Source organism: Amycolatopsis arida (assembly GCF_900115565.1).
GTDB lineage: Bacteria > Actinomycetota > Actinomycetes > Mycobacteriales > Pseudonocardiaceae > Yuhushiella > Yuhushiella arida.
Genome location: NZ_FOWW01000014.1, coordinates 89,213 through 107,034, shown reverse-complemented (window position 1 = coordinate 107,034; position 17,822 = coordinate 89,213). Strand labels below are relative to the sequence as shown.

14 protein-coding genes and 1 pseudogene are annotated in these 17,822 nt (G+C 76.1%); 12 read left to right on the top strand and 3 right to left on the bottom strand.

Annotated features, from left to right (window positions below; translation table 11 throughout):
* Positions 1–623 precede the first annotated feature (623 nt).
* From BM051_RS30770 to BM051_RS27355, 9 genes and pseudogenes are all read left to right on the top strand, one after another.
* A pseudogene (locus BM051_RS30770) lies at positions 624–715 on the top strand (arginine deiminase family protein); the annotation flags it as partial.
* A gap of 344 nt (positions 716–1,059) precedes the next feature.
* A complete protein-coding gene (locus BM051_RS30165; protein ID WP_092536696.1) occupies positions 1,060–1,410 on the top strand; it encodes an NADH-quinone oxidoreductase subunit A in 351 nt (116 codons plus the stop codon).
* Entirely contained in the window at positions 1,401–2,591 is a 1,191-nt protein-coding gene (locus tag BM051_RS27385) for a hypothetical protein (RefSeq protein ID WP_092536693.1), read from the top strand. Before BM051_RS30165 ends, BM051_RS27385 begins: the two co-directional genes overlap by 10 nt.
* The gene (locus tag BM051_RS27380) at positions 2,581–3,504 is read left to right on the top strand and encodes a complex I subunit 1 family protein (protein WP_092536690.1); all 924 of its coding nucleotides are present in this window, start codon (positions 2,581–2,583) and stop codon (positions 3,502–3,504) included. The genes BM051_RS27385 and BM051_RS27380 overlap by 11 nt, the downstream gene beginning before the upstream one ends.
* 6 nt (positions 3,505–3,510) lie before the next feature.
* On the top strand, positions 3,511–4,134 hold the full coding sequence (locus tag BM051_RS27375) for an NADH-quinone oxidoreductase subunit J (protein WP_092536687.1): 624 nt from the start codon (positions 3,511–3,513) through the stop codon (positions 4,132–4,134).
* Positions 4,131–4,436: an NADH-quinone oxidoreductase subunit NuoK gene (nuoK, locus tag BM051_RS27370; protein ID WP_092536684.1), complete on the top strand. Its 306-nt coding sequence runs from the start codon at positions 4,131–4,133 to the stop codon at positions 4,434–4,436. Before BM051_RS27375 ends, nuoK begins: the two co-directional genes overlap by 4 nt.
* Positions 4,433–6,313: a proton-conducting transporter transmembrane domain-containing protein gene (locus BM051_RS27365; protein ID WP_092536681.1), complete on the top strand. Its 1,881-nt coding sequence runs from the start codon at positions 4,433–4,435 to the stop codon at positions 6,311–6,313. Before nuoK ends, BM051_RS27365 begins: the two co-directional genes overlap by 4 nt.
* Before the next feature lie 3 nt (positions 6,314–6,316).
* Positions 6,317–7,807 carry a complex I subunit 4 family protein gene (locus BM051_RS27360; RefSeq protein WP_092536678.1) on the top strand — a complete coding sequence of 497 codons (1,491 nt, stop codon included), beginning with the start codon at positions 6,317–6,319 and terminating at the stop codon, positions 7,805–7,807.
* Positions 7,804–9,204, top strand: coding sequence for an NADH-quinone oxidoreductase subunit N (locus tag BM051_RS27355; protein ID WP_243859314.1), 1,401 nt, complete (start codon positions 7,804–7,806; stop codon positions 9,202–9,204). Before BM051_RS27360 ends, BM051_RS27355 begins: the two co-directional genes overlap by 4 nt.
* A 16-nt stretch (positions 9,205–9,220) precedes the next feature.
* Here BM051_RS27355 and BM051_RS27350 read toward each other — a convergent pair whose 3' ends face one another.
* Both BM051_RS27350 and BM051_RS27345 read right to left on the bottom strand, forming a co-directional pair.
* Complete coding sequence (locus BM051_RS27350; protein ID WP_092536672.1) at positions 9,221–10,156, bottom strand: ADP-ribosylglycohydrolase family protein; 936 nt, start codon at positions 10,154–10,156, stop codon at positions 9,221–9,223.
* Between the two features lie 165 nt (positions 10,157–10,321).
* Positions 10,322–13,591 carry an ATP-binding protein gene (locus BM051_RS27345; RefSeq protein ID WP_092536756.1) on the bottom strand — a complete coding sequence of 1,090 codons (3,270 nt, stop codon included), beginning with the start codon at positions 13,589–13,591 and terminating at the stop codon, positions 10,322–10,324.
* 156 nt (positions 13,592–13,747) lie between these two features.
* On the opposite strand from BM051_RS27345, the gene BM051_RS27340 reads away from it, so the two are divergent.
* Positions 13,748–14,620, top strand: coding sequence for an alpha/beta fold hydrolase (locus BM051_RS27340; RefSeq protein WP_166677631.1), 873 nt, complete (start codon positions 13,748–13,750; stop codon positions 14,618–14,620).
* Here BM051_RS27340 and BM051_RS27335 read toward each other — a convergent pair whose 3' ends face one another.
* Positions 14,621–16,096 carry an ATP-binding cassette domain-containing protein gene (locus BM051_RS27335; RefSeq protein ID WP_342351679.1) on the bottom strand — a complete coding sequence of 492 codons (1,476 nt, stop codon included), beginning with the start codon at positions 16,094–16,096 and terminating at the stop codon, positions 14,621–14,623. It abuts the gene before it with no gap.
* A 137-nt stretch (positions 16,097–16,233) separates the two neighbouring features.
* Between BM051_RS27335 and BM051_RS27330 the strand changes: the two genes are divergently transcribed.
* The gene (locus BM051_RS27330; RefSeq protein WP_208325867.1) at positions 16,234–16,728 is read left to right on the top strand and encodes a TetR/AcrR family transcriptional regulator C-terminal domain-containing protein; all 495 of its coding nucleotides are present in this window, start codon (positions 16,234–16,236) and stop codon (positions 16,726–16,728) included.
* Positions 16,729–16,913: 185 nt separating this feature from the next.
* Entirely contained in the window at positions 16,914–17,780 is an 867-nt protein-coding gene (locus BM051_RS27325; RefSeq protein WP_092536669.1) for a cysteine peptidase family C39 domain-containing protein, read from the top strand.
* Positions 17,781–17,822: the final 42 nt, after the last annotated feature.

Genomic DNA, 17,822 nt, shown 5'->3' with positions numbered 1-17,822 from the left:
TGTTGGCCGGTGGTGTCGTCGTGTTGGCTGCCGGTGGCGGTGTGTTGGCCGGTGGCGTCGCCGTGTTGGCCGGTGGTGTCGTCGTGTTGGCTGCCCACGTCGGGCGTGTTGCCGGTGGCGTCGTCGTGTTCGCTGCCCACGACGGTGTGTTGGCCGGGTGAGTTGGTGTTGGCCGGTGAGCGTCGGTGGGTTCGCCGGCTCAGGTGGCGTTCTGGTGGTGGCCTTGCGTGTGCGCGCCGCTGTGTTTGATGTGTAAACCAGGCGTATTGTCATGATCGCCGCCAACGTCGGCGTATTCGCCGCGCGCGTCGCCGTTTCGCCGGCTGCTTTGGCTGTCGACCCCCTTTTAGAGCAGCCCCCACCCACTCCGGGGGACCGGCCCCGCTTCCAGCTTACCGCTGGTCAGGGCGTGGGGAAGGCGGGTCGGGAAAGTGTGGACAACTCGGGGCGTTTCGCGGGACCGACGGCTCCGTTCGTGCCAAGGTCCGCCCATTCGGTGGAATCATCGGCAGGGCCAGTCCAGTGGCGTGGGCGTCAGTTTCCAGTGGGCACCGGCCTTCGGCTGCTGCTGAGTAGGGGCGGCACGTAGGAGCGGCTGAGTAGGGCCAGCCGAGTAGGACCGGCTCAGGATCGCCGGGGCCGAGCTCGGCTCCGGCCGGGGCGGCCCGCGCGCTGCATGTCCTGCCCGATCGTCCGAGTAGGAGCGGCCGGGTAGGACGGCCGAGTAGGAGGGCAAGAGTTGGCCACGCTCCTCGCCGGAGGTGGACGACCAAGACAGTGGAAGCGCTTACCGCGCTGCCCGCCCAGGGGGGTGCGGACAGCATGGAGCCGGATCCAGACCCAGGGCGTGCGGGGGCTCGTGGGCCGGAGTCTCCGCGGCGTGGCTCCGGCAAGCCCGGTCTCCGCGCGAGCGGTCGCGGCGCCCGGGGTCCGCCGGACGCCGAGCGCCGGCCTCGCGGGTGGGGCCGCGGATGCGGGATCGCGCTCGGCCGGAGGAGGGGTTTTCCTCGCGGCGGGTTCGGGTACCTCGTCGGCGCCAATCGACGGGGAGGTGCCGGAGTGGGCGAGTACGTGCCCGCACTACTGGTGGCGGCGACCGGGCTGCTCCTGGTCGCCGCCGCGTACGGGCTCGGTCACCTGGTGGCGGCGCGACCCGAGCCGCTGGTCACCCCGGCCTTCCTCTCCGGCCAGTCGCCCCGCGAGCACGCCGTGTCCCGCTTCCACGTCCGCTGGTACCCGGTCACCCTGCTCTTCCTCGCCTTCGACATGGAGATGGTCTTCATGTACCCGTGGGCGGTGGTCGCGGCCGACGTCGGCACCACGGCCGTCGTCGAGATGTTCGCGTTCCTGGCCCTGCTGATGGTCGGCGTGCTCTACGTCTGGCGCGAGGGCGGGCTGAGATGGACCTGATGGACCTGACCGCGCTGACCACCCGGCTGCGCGCGGCCGCGTCCCGCCGGCCGGCGGTGCTGCTGGTGCCCACCCCCGCCGGCACGTCGGTCCGGCTGGCCGTCGAGCGGTTCTGCCGCACCCGTGGCTGGCCGCTCGCCGAGTCCCCCGCGGGCGCGGACGCGATGGTGGTGGCCGGTCCCGTCGGGGCGTCACTGGCCGGCGCGGTCGAGCACACCGCCCGACAGCTGCCCGCCCCCGCCGTTCGACTATCTCTTGTGGACACCGCCGAGGTGTCGGACCGGCTGGCCACCCTGCCGCGGCGGCTGGCCACCGCCCGCCCCGGCCGCGCCGGACACGACTGGCCCGACCTCCCCATGGCCGGCACCGCCCCGGACCGCGACGGGCTCGAGCTGGACGCGCTGACGGTCTTCCTGGGCCCGGTGCTCCCGCACTGGCCGGCCGGACTGCGGCTGGGCCTGCGGGTCCAGGGCGACGTCGTCCAGCACGCGGAGGTCGACGTGCTCGGCACCGAGCCGGTCACCGGCTCGTACTGGCGCGGGTCGGCGCGGCGACACGCGGCCGGACGGCTGGACGCCCTCGCCCGGCTGCTCGCCGTCGCCGGCTGGCCGGCCGCACACCTGGCCGCCCAGGACCTGCGCGACCGGCTGCTCGCCGGCGAGCCCGGCGCCGCGCTGGCGTCCCGGTTCGCCCGGCTCCGCCGGCGCGTCGAGCACAGCCGCCTGCTGGCCGCCGCGCTGCCCGAGCGCGGGGACGTTCCCGACCGGCTGCGCGGTTGGCTGCGCGACGTCGACGCGCTCCTGCCCGACCTGGACGCCGCGCCGCCGAGCGCCGAGTCCGCCACCCCGCCCCGCACGGACGGGCCATCGGGCCAACCAGCCCGGCCAGGCGGGGCGGCCGAGCTGGGGAAGCCCGGCGGGCCGGACCGGCCAGGTGAGCGGGACCATCCGAACGGGTCCGAGGGGGCGGACGAGCCGAGGACATCGGCGGGGCCGGAGGGGGCAGCCGAGCTGGCCGGCCCCACGGACCGGGCCAGTCCGGACCGGCCGCGGCGCGAGCTGGCCGAGCTGCCGGACCTCGTCACCGGCACCGACCTGACCACCACCCGGCTGATCGTGGCCGGCCTCGCCCCCGACCTCGCCGCGCTGCCGACCCGCGAGGGGGCCGGCCGTGGTCCGTGAAGCGCCACTGTGGACGGTTCTGGTGCTGCCCGTGGTGCTCGGCGCGCTGGCGCTGGCCGCGGCGGCGCTGCACGCCGGACTCGCCGCCCGCGCCGCCGGCCGCCCGGTGGCCGCCGAGCTGACAACGCCGCTTTACGCGGCCGCCCGCCTGCTGGTCCGGCAGCGGCGCCGGATCCCGCGCGCCGACCTGGTGCTGTGGCGCGCCGGCCTGGCCGGGATCGTCGTGGCCGCCCTGCTGGCCGCGATGGTGGTGCCGCTCGGCGAGCACGTCGTGGCGGACCTCTCCGCCGGCGTCGTCTGGTTCAACGCCATGGAGGTCCTGCTCTGGATGCTGGTGTGGCTGGTCGGCTGGGGCGCGAACTCGGCGTTCGCGCTGGTCGGCGGCTACCGCTTCCTGGCCCAGGCGCTCGCCTACGAGCTGCCGCTGATGTTCGCGCTCACCGCGCCCCCGCTGGCCGCCGCGTCGCTGCGGGTCGGGGACGTGGTGCGGGCGCAGGACGGCCTCTGGTTCGCCGTGTGGATGCCGGCGGCGTTCGCGGTCTACCTGGTCGGGATCGTCGGCGTGGCGTTCTGGGGCCCGCTGGCCAACCCGGTGGGCGGTGACATCGCCGGCGGCGCCAGCGTAGAAGTGTCCGGTGTGGACGCCCTCGTCCTGCGCGCCGGCCGGTACCTCATGTTGGCCGCGGGCGCGGCGTTCGCGGTGCCGCTGTTCCTCGGCGGTGGCATGGGGCCGTTGCTGCCGCCGTGGCTGTGGTCGCTGGTCAAGACCGCAGCCGTGCTCGCCGTGCTGGTGTGGCTGCGGCACCGGCTGCCGAGGCTGCCGGTGGAGCGCCTGATGACCTGGGGGTGGACGGTGCTGCTGCCGCTGGTGCTGGCGCAGCTGCTGGTGGTCGGGGTCGTCGTGGTGAGGTGACGCGGGATGGAGATCGTGCTGTTCGCGGTCCTCGGCGTGCTCGCGGTGGCCGCCGGGGTCGCGGTGTTCCGGGTGGACTCCATGGCCAGGGCGACGGTGGCGCTGCTGCTGTCGTTCGTGTTCGTCGCCGGGGAGCTGCTCCTGCTGGACCTGGACTACCTCGGGGTGCTGACCGTGCTCATGATGACCATGGAAATGGCGATCATGGCCGTCTTCATGATCATGTTCATGATGAACCCGGCCGGCCTCGAGCCGATGGAGATGGTGCACAACAAGCGGGGCGCGCTGGCGATCGCCGCGGCCGTCTTCGCCGGGCTCACCGCGGCCGCGCTGCTGGTGCCGTGGCCGGCGGCGTACGGGCCGCGCGCCGCCGATCCGACGCGGCAGCTGGGCGAGGCGGTGATGGGCGGCCACATGCTGGTGATGATGGTCGTCGGCGTCGCCCTGTTCGCCACGATGATCGGCGCGACCGTGCTCGCCACGGCCCGCGGCCGCTACGGCGACGCCGCCACCCCCACGCATCCCACCGGACACGGCGGCCACGGGGAAAGCCACGGTGGGCACGGCGGGCACGGCCACGGCGGCGGCCATGGGACGAGCCACGGTGGCCACGGGGGTGATTCCGGATGACGTTGCAGGCGTTCCTGGTGCTGGCCGCCGCGCTGTTCTCGGTCGGGCTCTACGGCGCGCTGTCCCAGCAGTCCATCGTCATGGTGATGATGGGCCTGGAGCTGATGGTCAACGCGGTGCTGGTGGCGGCGGCCGCGTTCTGGTACTTCGTCTGGCCACTGCGCCCGGACGGGCAGGTGCTGGTGCTGGTGGCCATGGTCGTGATGGCCGTCGAGATGGCGATGGGCTTCGCCGTGGTCATCGCGCTCTACCGCGCCCGCGGCGTCGACATGACCGACATGGCGGCGGAGCTGCGCGGATGAGCGCGCTGCCGTGGTGCCTGGTCGGCCTGCCGGCCCTGACCGGCGCGGCGCTGGTCGCGGCGGCACCGGCCCGGTCCCACCGGCTCGACCGGGCGGCCGCACCGGTGGCGGTGGCCGTCGCCGCGGTCGGGCTCGGGCTCGCCGTCGCCGTCGCGCTCACCGGGCCCGCGGCCCGCGCGCCGTGGCTGGCCGGCCTGCCGCTGACGCTCACCGGCGACGGCCTGCCCGGCGTGCTGGTCGTCATGGTCACCGCGGTGACCCTCGCGGTGCTCGGCTTCGCCGCCGCGCTGCCCCCGCCCGGGGGGCAGGCCCGGTTCTTCGGGCTCATGCTGCTGTTCGCCGGCGCCATGCTGCTGGCGGTGACCGCCGACGATCTGCTGGCGCTGCTGCTCGGCTGGGAGGTGATGGGTGCGGCGTCCTACGCGCTGATCGGCTTCTGGTGGCGGGACACCGGGCGGGTGCGCGCGGCGACGACCGCGTTCCTCACCACCCGCGCCGCCGACCTGGGGCTCTACCTGGCCGCCGGCGCCGCGTTCGCCGCCGCCGGCACCCTCGACCTCGACCGGCTCGCCGCGCTGCCCGCGCCGTGGTCGCACCTGGTCGTCGCGGGTGTGCTGCTGGCCGCGGCCGGCAAGTCCGCCCAGCTCCCGCTGTCGTTCTGGCTGTCCGGCGCGATGGCTGGTCCGAGCCCGGTCAGCGCGCTGCTGCACTCCGCCACCATGGTCGCCGCCGGTGGATACCTCGTGCTGCGGCTGGTGCCGGCGCTGCACGCCTCCGGCTGGGGCGGGTCGGTGGCCGCCTGGCTGGGCGCGGCCACCGCGGTGGTGCTCGGCGCGGTGGCCTGCGCCCAGCGCGACCTCAAGCAGCTGCTGGCCGCGTCCACCAGCGCGCAGCTCGGCCTGCTGTTCCTGGCCGCCGGCACCGGGGCGGTCGCCGGCGGCGCCGCGCACCTGGTGGCGCACGCCGCGGTGAAGAGCCTGCTCTTCCTCGTCGCCGGCACCTGGCTGGCGGTGCTCGGCACCAAGGACCTCGCCGCGCTGCGCGGCGCCGCGCGGGCGTCGCCGGTGCTCGGCGGGACCTTCGCCGCCGGTGCCCTCGCGCTGGCCGGCGTCCCGCCGCTGTCGCTGTGGGTGACCAAGGAACTGACCCTCGCCGGCGCGGGGCCCGCGCTGCGCGTCGCGGGGCTGGCCGCCGCCGCGCTGAGCGCGGTCTACGCCGGCCGAGCACTGACCGCGGTGCTCACCGGGCCGGCGCGGGAGCGGGCCGCCGTGCCCGCCGGGGCACGGGTGGCGCTGGTCGCGCTGGCCGTGCCCGCCGCTGGCGCCGGGCTGGTCGCGCTGGCATGGGTGCCGTCGCCGCACCCCGGCGAGGCGGTGCTCGCCGCCGCGGTGGCGCTGGTCGCGCTCGTCGTGGCCTGGTGGTGGACCCGGCGAGGCGCGCCGCTTCCCCGGTGGGCCAGCGTGGCGGGGAAGGACTGGCTCGGGCTGCGGGCGCTGGCCGGCTGGGCGCTGGTGCGGCCGTTGTCGGCGTTGGCCCGCGTGCTGGCCGCCGTGGACGACCGGCTGCTGGCCGCGGCGGTGGCCGGGCTCGGCTCCGGCACGCTCACCGCCGCGCGCCGGCTGGCGTCCCTGGACGACCGTGGACTGGCCCGCGCGGTCACCGGACTGGGCGACGCGGGGATCGCCGCGGCGTCCACCGTGGACAGACGGTGGGAGCGGGGGATCAGCGCCGGCGTGGCCCGGGTCGGCGCGGGCGGCCGGCGGCTCGGCGGGCTGGCCCGCCGGCCGCAGACCGGGCAGCTGCACCACTACTACGCCCAGGCGATGGTGGTGCTGGCCCTGCTGGTGCTGGCCCTGGTGATCGCGGAGGTGGGCTGAGTCGTGCTGACGTTGGTGGTGTTCTTCCCGCTCGCGGCCGGGCTGCTGCTCGCCGCGTTGCCCCGGCTGCCCGACCGGGCGCGGCGGACCGGATTCGTCGGCGCGGCCGCCGTCGAGCTGGCTCTGGTCGTCGCGCTGTGGATCGGCTACCGGGGCCCCGGCTACGGCCACGAGGCCAGGGTGGCGTGGATTCCCAGCGCGGGCGTGTCCTACCACGTCGGTGTCGACGGCATCTCGCTGCCGCTGGTGGCGCTGACCGCCGTGCTGTTCCTCGCGGTGGCCGTCTACTCGCTGCGGGAGACCCGCCGAGTGCGCGGCTACGTGGCGCTGATGCTGTTCCTGGAGACCACCTGCGTCGGGCTGTTCGCCGCGCTCGACCTGATCCTGTTCTTCCTGTTCTTCGACCTGTCCATCGTGGGCATGTACTTCCTCATCGCCGGGTGGGGACACGGTGCGCGCCGCCGGTCGGCGCTGCTGTTCTTCCTCTACACGTTCCTCGGCTCGCTGGCGCTGCTGCTCGGCTTCATCGGGCTGTACCTCGCCGCCGACCCGCACACCTTCGACATCCCGGAGCTCACCGCCACGCGGCCGCTCGGCGCGGCGACCACCGGGGCCGGGCTGGCGTTGCTCGCCGTCGGCATCGGCCTGGCGGTGAAGACACCGCTGGTGCCGTTCCACACCTGGCTGCCGCCGGCGCACACCGACGCGCCCGCGGCCGGGTCGGCCATCCTGGCCGGGGTGCTACTGAAGATGGGCACCTACGGCTTCGTCCGGATCGCGATGCCGCTGCTGCCCGGCGCGTGGCGGCAGTACGCCGGCGTGGTCGTGGTGGTGGGTGTGCTCGGCGCGCTGTACGGGGCGCTGGTGGCGCTCGCGCAGACCGACTTCAAGCGAATGGTCGCCTACACCTCGGTCAACCACATGGGATACATCGCGCTCGCGCTGGGTGCCGCCGGCACGGTCACCGGCGCCGACGTCGCCGCGCGGGCGCTGGCGACCACCGGCGCGGTCACCCAGATGGTCAGTCACGGGTTGATCACCGGCGCGCTGTTCCTGCTCGCCGGGCTCCTCCGGGACCGCGCGGGCGGCTACGAGATGGGGAACTTCGGTGGGCTGGCCGCCCGCGCGCCGCGGTTCGCCGGCCTCACCACGGTGGCCGCGTTCGCCGCGCTGGGCCTGCCGGGCCTGTCCGGGTTCGTCGCCGAGTTCCAGATCTTCACCGGCGGCTTCGCCACTCGACCGGTGGCCGTCGCGCTGGCGCTGCTCGGCATCCTGCTCACCGCGGCGCTGTTCCTGCGGGCACTGCACCGCGTCCTCCTCGGCACCCCGCGGCGGCCGGACGTGGCGGCAGGGTTCCTCGACACCCGGCCGAGCGAGCTGCTCGCCGTCGGGCCGCTGCTGGCGCTCGTGGTGCTGGTCGGCGTGTTCCCGCGCTTCCTGCTGGACCTGATCGAGCCCGCGGCGTGGGTGGTGGCGGAGCTGGTGGCCCGGTGACCGGTCACAGCATGGACGTCCTCGCGCTGCTGCCCGAGCTGTGCCTGCTGCTCGGCGCGGTCGCCAGCCTGCTGGTCGGGTTGTGGCTGCCGCGGCGGCAGCAGTGGCCGGCGCACGCCGTCGCCGCGCTCGCGGCGCTGGCCGCGCTGGTGGCCACCGCGGTCGCCGCGGCCGGCCCGGACCGCGCGGTGTTCTCCGCCGGCTACCAGATCGACGCCACGCTGCACGTCGTGCGGGCGGTGGTGGCCGGTGCGGTCCCGCTGGTGCTCGCGATCTCCCGCGACCAGGTGCGACACCACCCGCGGGAGACCGAGTTCGCGACGCTGGTGCTGCTGGCCGCGCTGGGCGCGGTGCTGCTGGCCGGGGCGAACGACCTGCTGGTGCTGGCCGCGGCCTACCTGCTGGCCACCGTGCCGCTCTACGCGCTGGCCGGGTTCGGCAAGGATGCCGGGGGCACCGAGGCCGCGCTCAAGCTGGCGCTGTTCGGCGCGCTGCTGGGGATCACCATGCTCGCCGGCATCACCGTCCTGTTCGGACTGGGTGGGGCGAGCGGCTACCCGGCGCTGGCGGAGGGGCTGCGCGCCGCCCCGCCGCCAGCGGTGGTGGGCGCGGTGGTGGCCACGGCGGCCGGGCTGCTGTTCAAGGCGGGCGCGGTGCCAGGGCACTTCTGGCTGCCCGACGCGGTGGAGGGCACCGGGATCGGGGTGGCCGCGTTCCTCACCACCGTCCCCAAGGTCGGGGCGATCGCCGCGCTGTACCGGCTGGTGACCGACGCGGTGCCGGCCGCGGGTGGGGTGGCCCTGCTGCTCGCGCTGCTGGCCGTGGCGTCGATGACGCTGGGCAACCTCGCCGCGTTCGGCCAGGACGACGTGCGCCGGCTGCTCGGGTACTCCACGGTGAGCCAGGTCGGGTACCTGCTGATCGCCCCGGCCGCCGCCGGCGCCGAGCTGGCCCGGCCGGCGCTGCTGCTGTACCTGGTGGGGTACACGGTGACCAACCTCGGCGCGTTCGCGGTCGTCGCCGCGCGCCCCGGCGCCCATCAGCTGTCCGACTACAGTGGACTGTTCTATCGGGACCCGTTGCTGGCGCTCACCCTCGTGGTGTGTCTGCTGGGGTTCGTCGGCACCCCACCGACGGCGGTGTTCGCCGGCAAGCTGACCGTGTTCACCGCCGGGCTGGACGCCGGGCTCGGCTGGCTGGTGGTGCTGGCCGCGGTGAACACGGTGGCCAGCGTGTTCTACTACCTGCGCTGGATCGCGCCGCTGTTCCGGGAGGCCGGGACTCGCGAGGGTGGGGCGCGGGCACGCTGGGCCCGCGGCACCGCCTACACCGCCGGCGCGGCGACGTTGCTGGTGGGTGTCGGCGCGGGTGTGGTGCTGGCCGCCGTGGCGGCGTGACCGGTTCCCGGGGCGATCACCCCGCCAGGCGGCCGGCCAGCTCGTGGAGGGCCGCGGCGGCCTCCAGCCGGTCGACCCAGGCGCGGGGGAAGGCACCCGCCCCGCACCGGGCCCCGGCGAGCGCGCCGGCCATCGCGGCGATGGTGTCGGCGTCGCCGGCGACGCGGAGCGCGTAGCGGAGGGTGGCGACCGGGTCGTCGGGGTGCTGGAGGAACGCCAGCACCGCCGCGGGCACCGAGCCCAGCGCGGAGACGTCGTTGCCGAGGGCGCGGGCCGCGTGCTCGGGCTCCGCGGCCGTGCGGACGAGCTCGGCGACGCGGTTGAGCTTCTCGTGCCACGGCCGGGACGGCACCGCCCTGTGGAGCTCGCGCAGGAAGCGGGTGACGTCCACCGGCCGCGCCGGGTCGCCGCGCAGGGCGAGGTAGGCCGCGGCGGCCTGGGTGGCGGCGCCGAACCGGCCGTGCTCGTGGGCGTGGGTGAGCTCGCCGGTGCGCGCGCCCAGCTCGGCCGCCTGCCGCGCGCTCGTGGTCACGAGCGCGACCGGTGCCACCCGCATGGCCGCGCCGTTGCCGAAGGAGCCCGCGCCGCCGAACGCGGCCGATGCCGCCGCACGCCAGGGTGTCCCGTTGTCGATCAGCTCGAACACCCGCGCGGCCCCCGGCCCGTAGCCGCGCCACGGCTCGGCCCGCCAGGCCGCGGCGAGCTCGCGGGCGAGGGCGTCCGGGTCGACGAGCCCACCGTGGTCGTCCCGGCGGGCGGCGAGGTGCGCGGCGAGCGCGAGGGTGAGCGCGGTGTCGTCGGTGTGGGCCAGCGGATTCGCCGCGCGCTCGACCGCCGCGATCTCGGCGGCGTCGACGGCCGCCCTGCCCTCGAACGGCGCGCCCAACGCGTCGCCCAGCGCTCCGCCGAGGAGGAGACCCAGTGCCCGGTCGCGGGAAACGGAGGGGGTCACGGCGGGAAGTCCTCAGCCGCCGGCCGGCTTGGTCACGGCGAGGCGTTCGATGATGCCGGCCTTGCCGCGCCCCCGGTCCCGCACGGTCTCGTCGTGGTCGGGCATGTCCGCCTCCTCGATGGTCACCGTAGCCGAGGGCAGGGGGCAGCGGCCCGCGGCCGCCGGCTACTCGTGGGCGGCGACCCGGTCGAGCGCGGCGCGGGCGGCACGGATCCAGTGCGGCGCGCCGGCGCGGGTGGCCACGTCCACGGCGTGCCGGTAGTGCTCGGCGGCGGCCCGGCGGCGGCCCAGCGTGGCCGCGAGATCGCCGAGGTGGTGCGCGACGGGTCGGAGGGTGAGCAACCCGCTGCCGGCCCCGGCGAGCTCGTCGGCGGCGGGCCGCAGGTCGGCGTAGCGGCGTTCCATGGTCGGACGGTCGCCGAGGTGCAGGGCGACGACGGCGTGCAGGCAGGCGCGGGCCTCGAGGAGCAGGTCCCCGGGGGAGTCGGGGATGCCGCGCGCCACCTGCCCGACCCGCGCGACGTCGCCGGCAGCCAACAGTTGGAGTGGCCGGCACCAGGGGGCGTAGCGGCCGAAGTCGGTACGCGGGTCGGTGCCCGCGGGCCGACCGTGCTGGACGCGGTGGCAGAGCAGGGCGAGGGGGAGAAGGCCGCTGTCCAGCCCGGTCATCCCGGTCCCGGCCAGCCGGATGGCCGCGGCGCGATAGGCGGCCTCGGCCTCGTCGGGTGGTCCGGTGACGGCGCTGCGCAGCGCCCGGTACCACTGGGTGAGCACGCCCACCAGTGGCAGCTGGTGATCCTCGCCGAGCCGGTCGGCCGCGCCCGCGTGCCGGTCGGCGGTGGCGAAGTCGGCCAGCGCGCAGTGGGCCTGGAGCAGGACGAGGTGGCCGAGCACCTCGAAGCTCACCAGGCCGTGCCGGGAGGCCACGTCGACGAGGTCGGTGCCGAGGCGCGCCCGGTGCGGCGCGAGCCCGGCGCGCTCGAACGCCTGCAGGAAGCGGGCGTTGAGGGCGAAGGCGAGCAGGGCGGGGTCGCCGACGCGGCGCGCGAGCGTCTCGGCCTCCCGCGCCGCCGCGCGGGCTCGCTCCCCGCCGGTGTTGCGCAGCTCCATCGCGAGGGTGGACAGCAGCCGGCTCCGGTGCGCGGTCGCGTCGCGGGGGAGGGCGGCCAGGGTGCGCTCGGTGACCGCGGCGAGCCGGCCGGCGAGCTCGGGGTCGTCGTGCTCGGTCCAGCTCGCGGGCACGTCGAAGGCCCCGATCACCCGTGCGGTCAACCCCGGGTCGCCGACGCTCTCCGCGACGTCGAGCGCGTCCGCGCGCAGCCGCCTGGCCCGGTCGAGGGCGCCGGTCAGGGCCAGTGCGCGCGCCCACCCCGTCATCAGGTCGAGCCGCGCCCTGGGGTCCTCGTCGCCCGCGCGGTCGTGGGCGCCGAGCGCGGCCTCCCACAGCCGCGCCGCCTCGTGCGGCGCGAACCGGCGTTCGGCCCGCTCCGCGGCGGCGCGCGCGTGGCGGGCGGCCGGTTCCGCGGTCGTGGGGTCGCCGGCGAGGAGGTAGTGCTGGGCCAGCGACTCGACGTCGCCGGGGCGGAGCCGCTCGATCGCCTCGGCGACCGCGGCGTGCCAGCGCGCCCGGCGCGACCGGGACAGGTCGTGGTACAGCGTGTCGCGGATGAGCTCGTGGGCGAACCGGAACCGCCCCGCGGCGAGCTCCACGAGGAATCCCCGCGCCACGGCCCGCTCGAGGAGGTCGAGCACGGGAGGCCGCTCACCGGTGAGCGCGACCAGGACGTCGACGTCGACCTCGATGCCGATCACGGCGGCCCGCCGCAGCACCCGCCGGACGGGCTCGGGCAGCGTCGTCACGCGGTGGCGGACGAGGTCACGTACACCAGGGGGCACGGAGGACAGCGCGCCGGGGCCTTCGGAGTCGAGCAGCCGGGCGAGCTCCCGGACGAAGAACGGGTTGCCGCCGCTGCGCTGCCCGATCGTGCGTGCGGTGTCGCCGTCCACGTCCCGGCCGAGGGTGGCGCGCACGAGTTCGGGCACCTCCGCCGGCCCGAGCCCACCGAGGTGGATCCTGGTCGGCTCGGCGCGGGCGACCCGGCCGAGGAACGCGGTCAGCGCGCCGGGGACGTCGGTGGTGCGGTAGGTCGCCACCACCAACACCGGCTCGGCGACCGGGTCGGCGACCACGGAGGTCAGCAACGCCAGGGTCTCCTCGCCGGCCCGGTGCAGGTCGTCGAGGACCAGCAGCAGCGGAGCGTGCCGCGCGACCCTGGCGAGGTAGCCGGCCACGGCGCGGTGCCAGTGGAACCGCGCCAGGACGGGATCGGCCGCGCCCGGGCGCGCCGGCGGGGGCGCGGGCCCGTGTCCGGCGCCGGCCAGCGTGGTGAGCAGCCGGGTCCACGGCCAGGCGGCGGGCGCGCCGTCCGGGTTGCCGCCCCACGCGGTGGTCCATCCCCGGGCGGCCAGCCGCGTGGTGACGGCCTCGGCCAGCGCGGTCTTGCCCGCGCCGGCCTCGCCGGACACCAGCGCGAGCCGAAGCCGGCCACGGGTGGCGGCGTTCGTGGCCGCCTCCGCCAGGCGGGCCAGCTCGCCGGCCCGGCCCACCAGGGGCGGGCCGTCCTCGGCGGCTCGATCGGCCGCCCGGACGACGGCGGGAGTGGACGTTCCGCGCGGTCGCAGGTGTGGTGCGTGCGCGAGGATGTCCGACTCCAGTTGCCGCAGCCCGGGTCCGGGGTCGACGCCGAGGTCGTCGGCCAGCGCCCGGCGCGCGCGGCGCAGCGCGCCCAGCGCGTCACCCTGCCGGCCGCTCCGGTACAGGGCCAGTCCCAGTAGCCGCCAGGCGTCCTCGCGCCAGGGGTGGTCGTCGAGATGGGTCTCCAGCTCCGGCACGGCCTCGGCCGCGCGCCCCAGCTCGACCAGCGCCTCCGTGCGTCGCTCCACGGCCAGCAGCCGCAGCTCGTCCAGCCGGGCGACCTCGCCGCCGGCCCATGCGTACTCGCCGAACTCCGCGTACGCGGGCCCCCGCCACAGCCCGATCGCCTCGTCCGCTCGCGCCAGCGCGGCGTCGACCGAACCGTGGGCGAGCAACCGTCCGCACTCAGACACCGCGGTCTCGAACCGCCACGCGTCGACCGAGTCCGGCGTCGCGAGCAGGGCGTATCCCGGCGCCTGGGTCACCAGCAACCGGGCGGGGGCCCGTGCCGGCCGCTCGGGCTCCAGTGCCCGTCGCAACGCGGCCACGAACGTCTGCACCGCGCCGACGGCGCCCTCCGGCGGCGCGTCCCACAGGTCGTCGACCAGCCGGCGCACCGGCACGACCCGCCGCCGCGCGACCAGCAACCGCGCCAACACCGCGCGGTGCCGCGGCCCGCGGAGAGCGAGCGGTCCCGCCGCACCCTCGGCCGTCAGCGGACCGAGCACTCCGAATCGCACCGCCGTCACGATCACCCCTCCCCGCGGACTCTAGCCGCGCCCCCCGGCGGTCCGGGCGACGCTCGGCCCGTGCTGATCGGCTGCTGACTCCCACCCCCGAGGCTGGTGACGCGGCACCTGAGCGCGGTGCCGACCCGACCCCGAAAGGACCGAGCCGTGCGTCTCCCCGGATTCCACTACCAGCGGATCACCGTCGCCGACGGCGTCGCGCTCACCGTCGCCGTCGCCGGCTCCGGCGACCCCGTGGTGCTCCTGCACGGCTTCCCGCAGACCCACCTGATGTGGCGGCACGTCGCGGCCGACCTCGCCGGCGACCACACGGTCATCTGCCCCGACCTGCGCGGTTACGGCGACAGCGACAAGCCCGCCGACCGCGAAGGGCGGGCCTACGCCAAGCGCACCATGGCCGACGACGTCGTCGCGCTCGCCGCCGCCCTCGGTCACCGGCGCTTCGCGGTGGCCGGGCACGACCGCGGTGCCCTCGTCGCGTTCCGCGCCGGGCTCGACCACCCGGACACGATCACCCGGCTCGCCGCGCTCGACGTGCTGCCCACCGTGGACATGTGGGAGGTGATGCGTGGCACGCTCGCGGCCGTCGGCTTCCACCTCTACCTCATGGCCCAGCCCACTGACCTGCCCGAACGGATGATCGGGGCGTGCCCGGACGTGTTCTTCGGCCACTTCCTCGACGCGTGGGTCGAGGACCCCGCGGCCGTTCCCGCGGAGATCAGGGCCGAGTACCTGCGTGCCTCCCGCGACGCCGTCCCGTCGATCGTCGCCGACTATCGGGCCTCGGCCACGGTCGACGTGGACGACGACATCGCCGATCGGGAGGCCGGAACCCAGCTCCGCATGCCGGTGACCGTGCTCCAGCGGGACTGGGGCGCCGCCCTCGGGTTCGACGCCGCCGCCCGCTGGCGGGCGTGGGCACCCGCGTTGACCCACATCACGGTCTCCTCCGGCCACTTCATGGCCGAGGAGGCCCCGGCCACGGTCATCGAGGCGCTGCGTGACCTCCTCGCGACGTGACTAGGCGCGGCTGCCGGCGGTGTCGTGCCACACCGGCTCGGCGGACTCGCGGACCGTGCCGTCGGTGCCGAGCACGAGGTACCGGTCGAGGTCGGCGGCGAACCAGCGGTCGTGGGTGACGGCGAGCACCGTGCCGGAGAGCTCGTCCAGCCCGCGTTGCAACGCCTCGGCACTGGCGAGGTCGAGGTTGTCGGTCGGCTCGTCGAGCAGCAGCAGCGTCGCGCCGGACAGCTCGAGCAGCAGGATCTGCAGCCGCGCCTGCTGTCCACCGGAGAGCGTCTCGAACCGCTGCGCGCCGGCCGCCGCCAGCTCGTAGCGGGCGAGCGCGGACATCGCCTCGTTCAGCGTCATCGCGTACTCCCCGGTGACGATCTCCGCCGGGGTACGGCCGTGCAGGTCGGGCCGGGTGTGGGTCTGCACGAAGCGGCCGGGCACCACGCGCGCTCCCAGCCGCACCGACCCGGTGTGCGGCACCGTGGGCGGGTCAGTGGAGGGGGCGCCGCCGGCCGCCTCGGCGAGCAGCCGGAGCAGGTGCGACTTCCCGGTCCCGTTGGCGCCCACCACCCCGAGCCGCTCGCCGTACCAGACCTCCAGGTCGAACGGGCGGGTCAACCCGGTCAGCGCGAGGCCCTCGCAGATCACCGCGCGCTTGCCGGTGCGCCCGCCGCGCAGCCGCATCCGCACGTTCTGCTCCTTCGGCGGGCGCTCGGGAGGGCCGACCTCCTCGAACCGGGCCAGCCGGGTCCGCGCCGCGCGGTACGCGGAGGCCACCGAGTCGTTGTTCGCCGCGGTCTGCCGCAGCGTGTGCACCAGCCGCCGGAGCTTGGCGTGCTCCTCGTTCCATCGCCGGCGCCGCTCCGCCAGCCGCGCGATCCGGTCCCGCCGCCCCCGTGCGTAGGTGTCGAACCCACCGCCGTGCACCCACACCCCGCGCGACTCGACCGTCACGATGCGGTCGGCGGCGTTGGCCAGCAGTTGCCGGTCGTGTGAGACCACCAGCACCGTCTTGCGGGTCTCCCGCAGCCGCTGCTCCAGCCACTCCTTGGCCGGCACGTCCAGGTAGTTGTCCGGCTCGTCGAGCAGCAGCACCTCGTCCGGCCCCCGCAGCAACGCCTCGAGCACCAGCCGCTTCTGCTCCCCGCCGGACAGCGACCGCACCGGGCGGTCGCGCGCCTCCGGGTACGGCAGCCCCAGCGCGGCCGTGGCGCAGGTGTCCCACACGACCTCGAGGTCGTAGCCGCCGGCGTCACCGTAGTCGGCCAGCGCCTGGGCGTAGGCCAGTTGGGCCGGCTCGTCGTCGCGCTCGGCCAGCGCGCGCTCCGCCCGCGCCAGCTCGGCCACGGCCGCGCGGACCCGGTCCGGGGCCACCGACACCAGCAGGTCGTGCACCGTGCGCCGGTCGCGGACGGTGCCGACGAACTGGCGCAGCACGCCCAGCCCGCCGGAGCGGGCCACCCGCCCCTCGGCCGGCCGCAGGTCGCCCGCGACGAGCCGCAGCAGGGTGGTCTTGCCCGCGCCGTTCGGCCCGACCAGCTGACCATGCGCCGCCTCGCCGAGCGGCTGGGCACACCGGCTCCACGACGCTGTACTGGCACGTCCGCACCAAGGACGACGTGCTCGACCTCGCGCTGGACCACGTGTTCGGTGAGGTCGAGATCCCGGCGGCCAGCGGCGACTGGCGTGCCGACGCGACCGAGCTGGTCGGCAGGTGGCGCGGCACCCTCCTGCGCCACCCGTGGTCGGGGGCGTTGCTCGGCCGGCCGCTGCTGGGCCCGAACGTGCTGGCCCGCAGCGAGTTCCTGCACGCCACGCTGGCCGCGGCGGGGCTCGCCGAGCCGCGCCTGGCCGCGGCGGCGTACGCGGTGTCCAACTACGTCATCGGCTCGGTGCTGATGCAGCTCAGCGCGCGGGCGGGCGACGAGCGGCGGGAGGCCACCGCCATCCGGCGGCACCTGGCCGACCACCGCGACCGGTACCCGACCCTGGCGGCGCACGGCCCGCTGGTCGGCACCGACTGGGACGCCAGCTTCACCCTCGGCCTGGACTGCCTCCTCGACGGCATCCAGGCCAGGGGAGGCCGGGGCGGTGGCGGCGCTCCGGCCGGCTGAGCAGCCGCCCTCGGATTCAGCGGTCGCGGACCGGAGTGCCGGCCGGCGCGGTGCGCGGATCGGCCGGCCCCGCCCGCGTCCCGAGCTTGCCCGCACACGGTGGAGAAATTGCCGGGAAATTTGCCAGACTGGGCCGCGTGCGATTCCTTGGTTCGGTTCCCTACTGTTATTCCAACTCACTCGCGATGATTGGCGGGCCGGCGATCGGCGATGCTTCGGCGATCGAGGTGCTCACCGGATCCCCCTTCGGCGCGCAGCTCGCCGGCGACCTGCCGTTCTTCGACCCCCACGGCTGGGACCCGCGGCTGGGCATCGACACCGCGGTCGACCGGCTCGGCTGGACTTGCCACCGTGCGGCGGGAGGCAGCGAGGAGGAGGCGGTCGCGCGGCTGCGCGCGGAGTGCGCTGCCGGGCCGGTGCTGGTCGGTCCGGTTGAGCTCGGGCTGCTGCGCTACTGGCCGGACGCCGGCGGCGCGATCGGCGCCGACCATTATCTGGTGGTTCTCGGAATGGACGACGACATCGTTCGCGTGCACGACCCGCACGGATTTCCGTTCGGCACCCTGCCGGTCGCGGAGTTCGTCGCGGCGTGGCGCGCCGAGTCCATCGCCTACGCCCCCGAGCCCTTCGAGCTGCGCAGCCGGTTCCGCCGCGTGCGGGAGGTCGACGTGCGCGCGGCGGTGCGCGCGGCACTGCCGGCCGCCGCGCGGTGGCTGGACGGCGCCGGCGAGGGCGCCCGACCGGAGCCTGGCTCCGTCGGCGGGCCGGCCGCGCTGGCCCTGCTGGCCGACCGGGTGGCCGCGGGACCGCCCGCGGACGTGCACGCCCACCTGGTGCGTTTCGCGGTGCCGCTCGCCGCCCGCCGGCTGGCCGACGCCGCATGGTGGCTGGCCGAGGTCGACCGGCCCGCCGCCGCCGCGGTCGCCGAGCGGCAGGCCCGGTCGTTCGGCGGGCTGCAGTACCACCTGGTCACCGGGGACACCGCGGCGGCGGTGGAGATCCTGCGCCGGCTCGGCCCCGGCTACGCCGACCTGCGCGCCGCGCTCGGCTGAGCTCCCCGGCGCTCCAGCGCCGCTCCACCGGCGCCCGAGCCG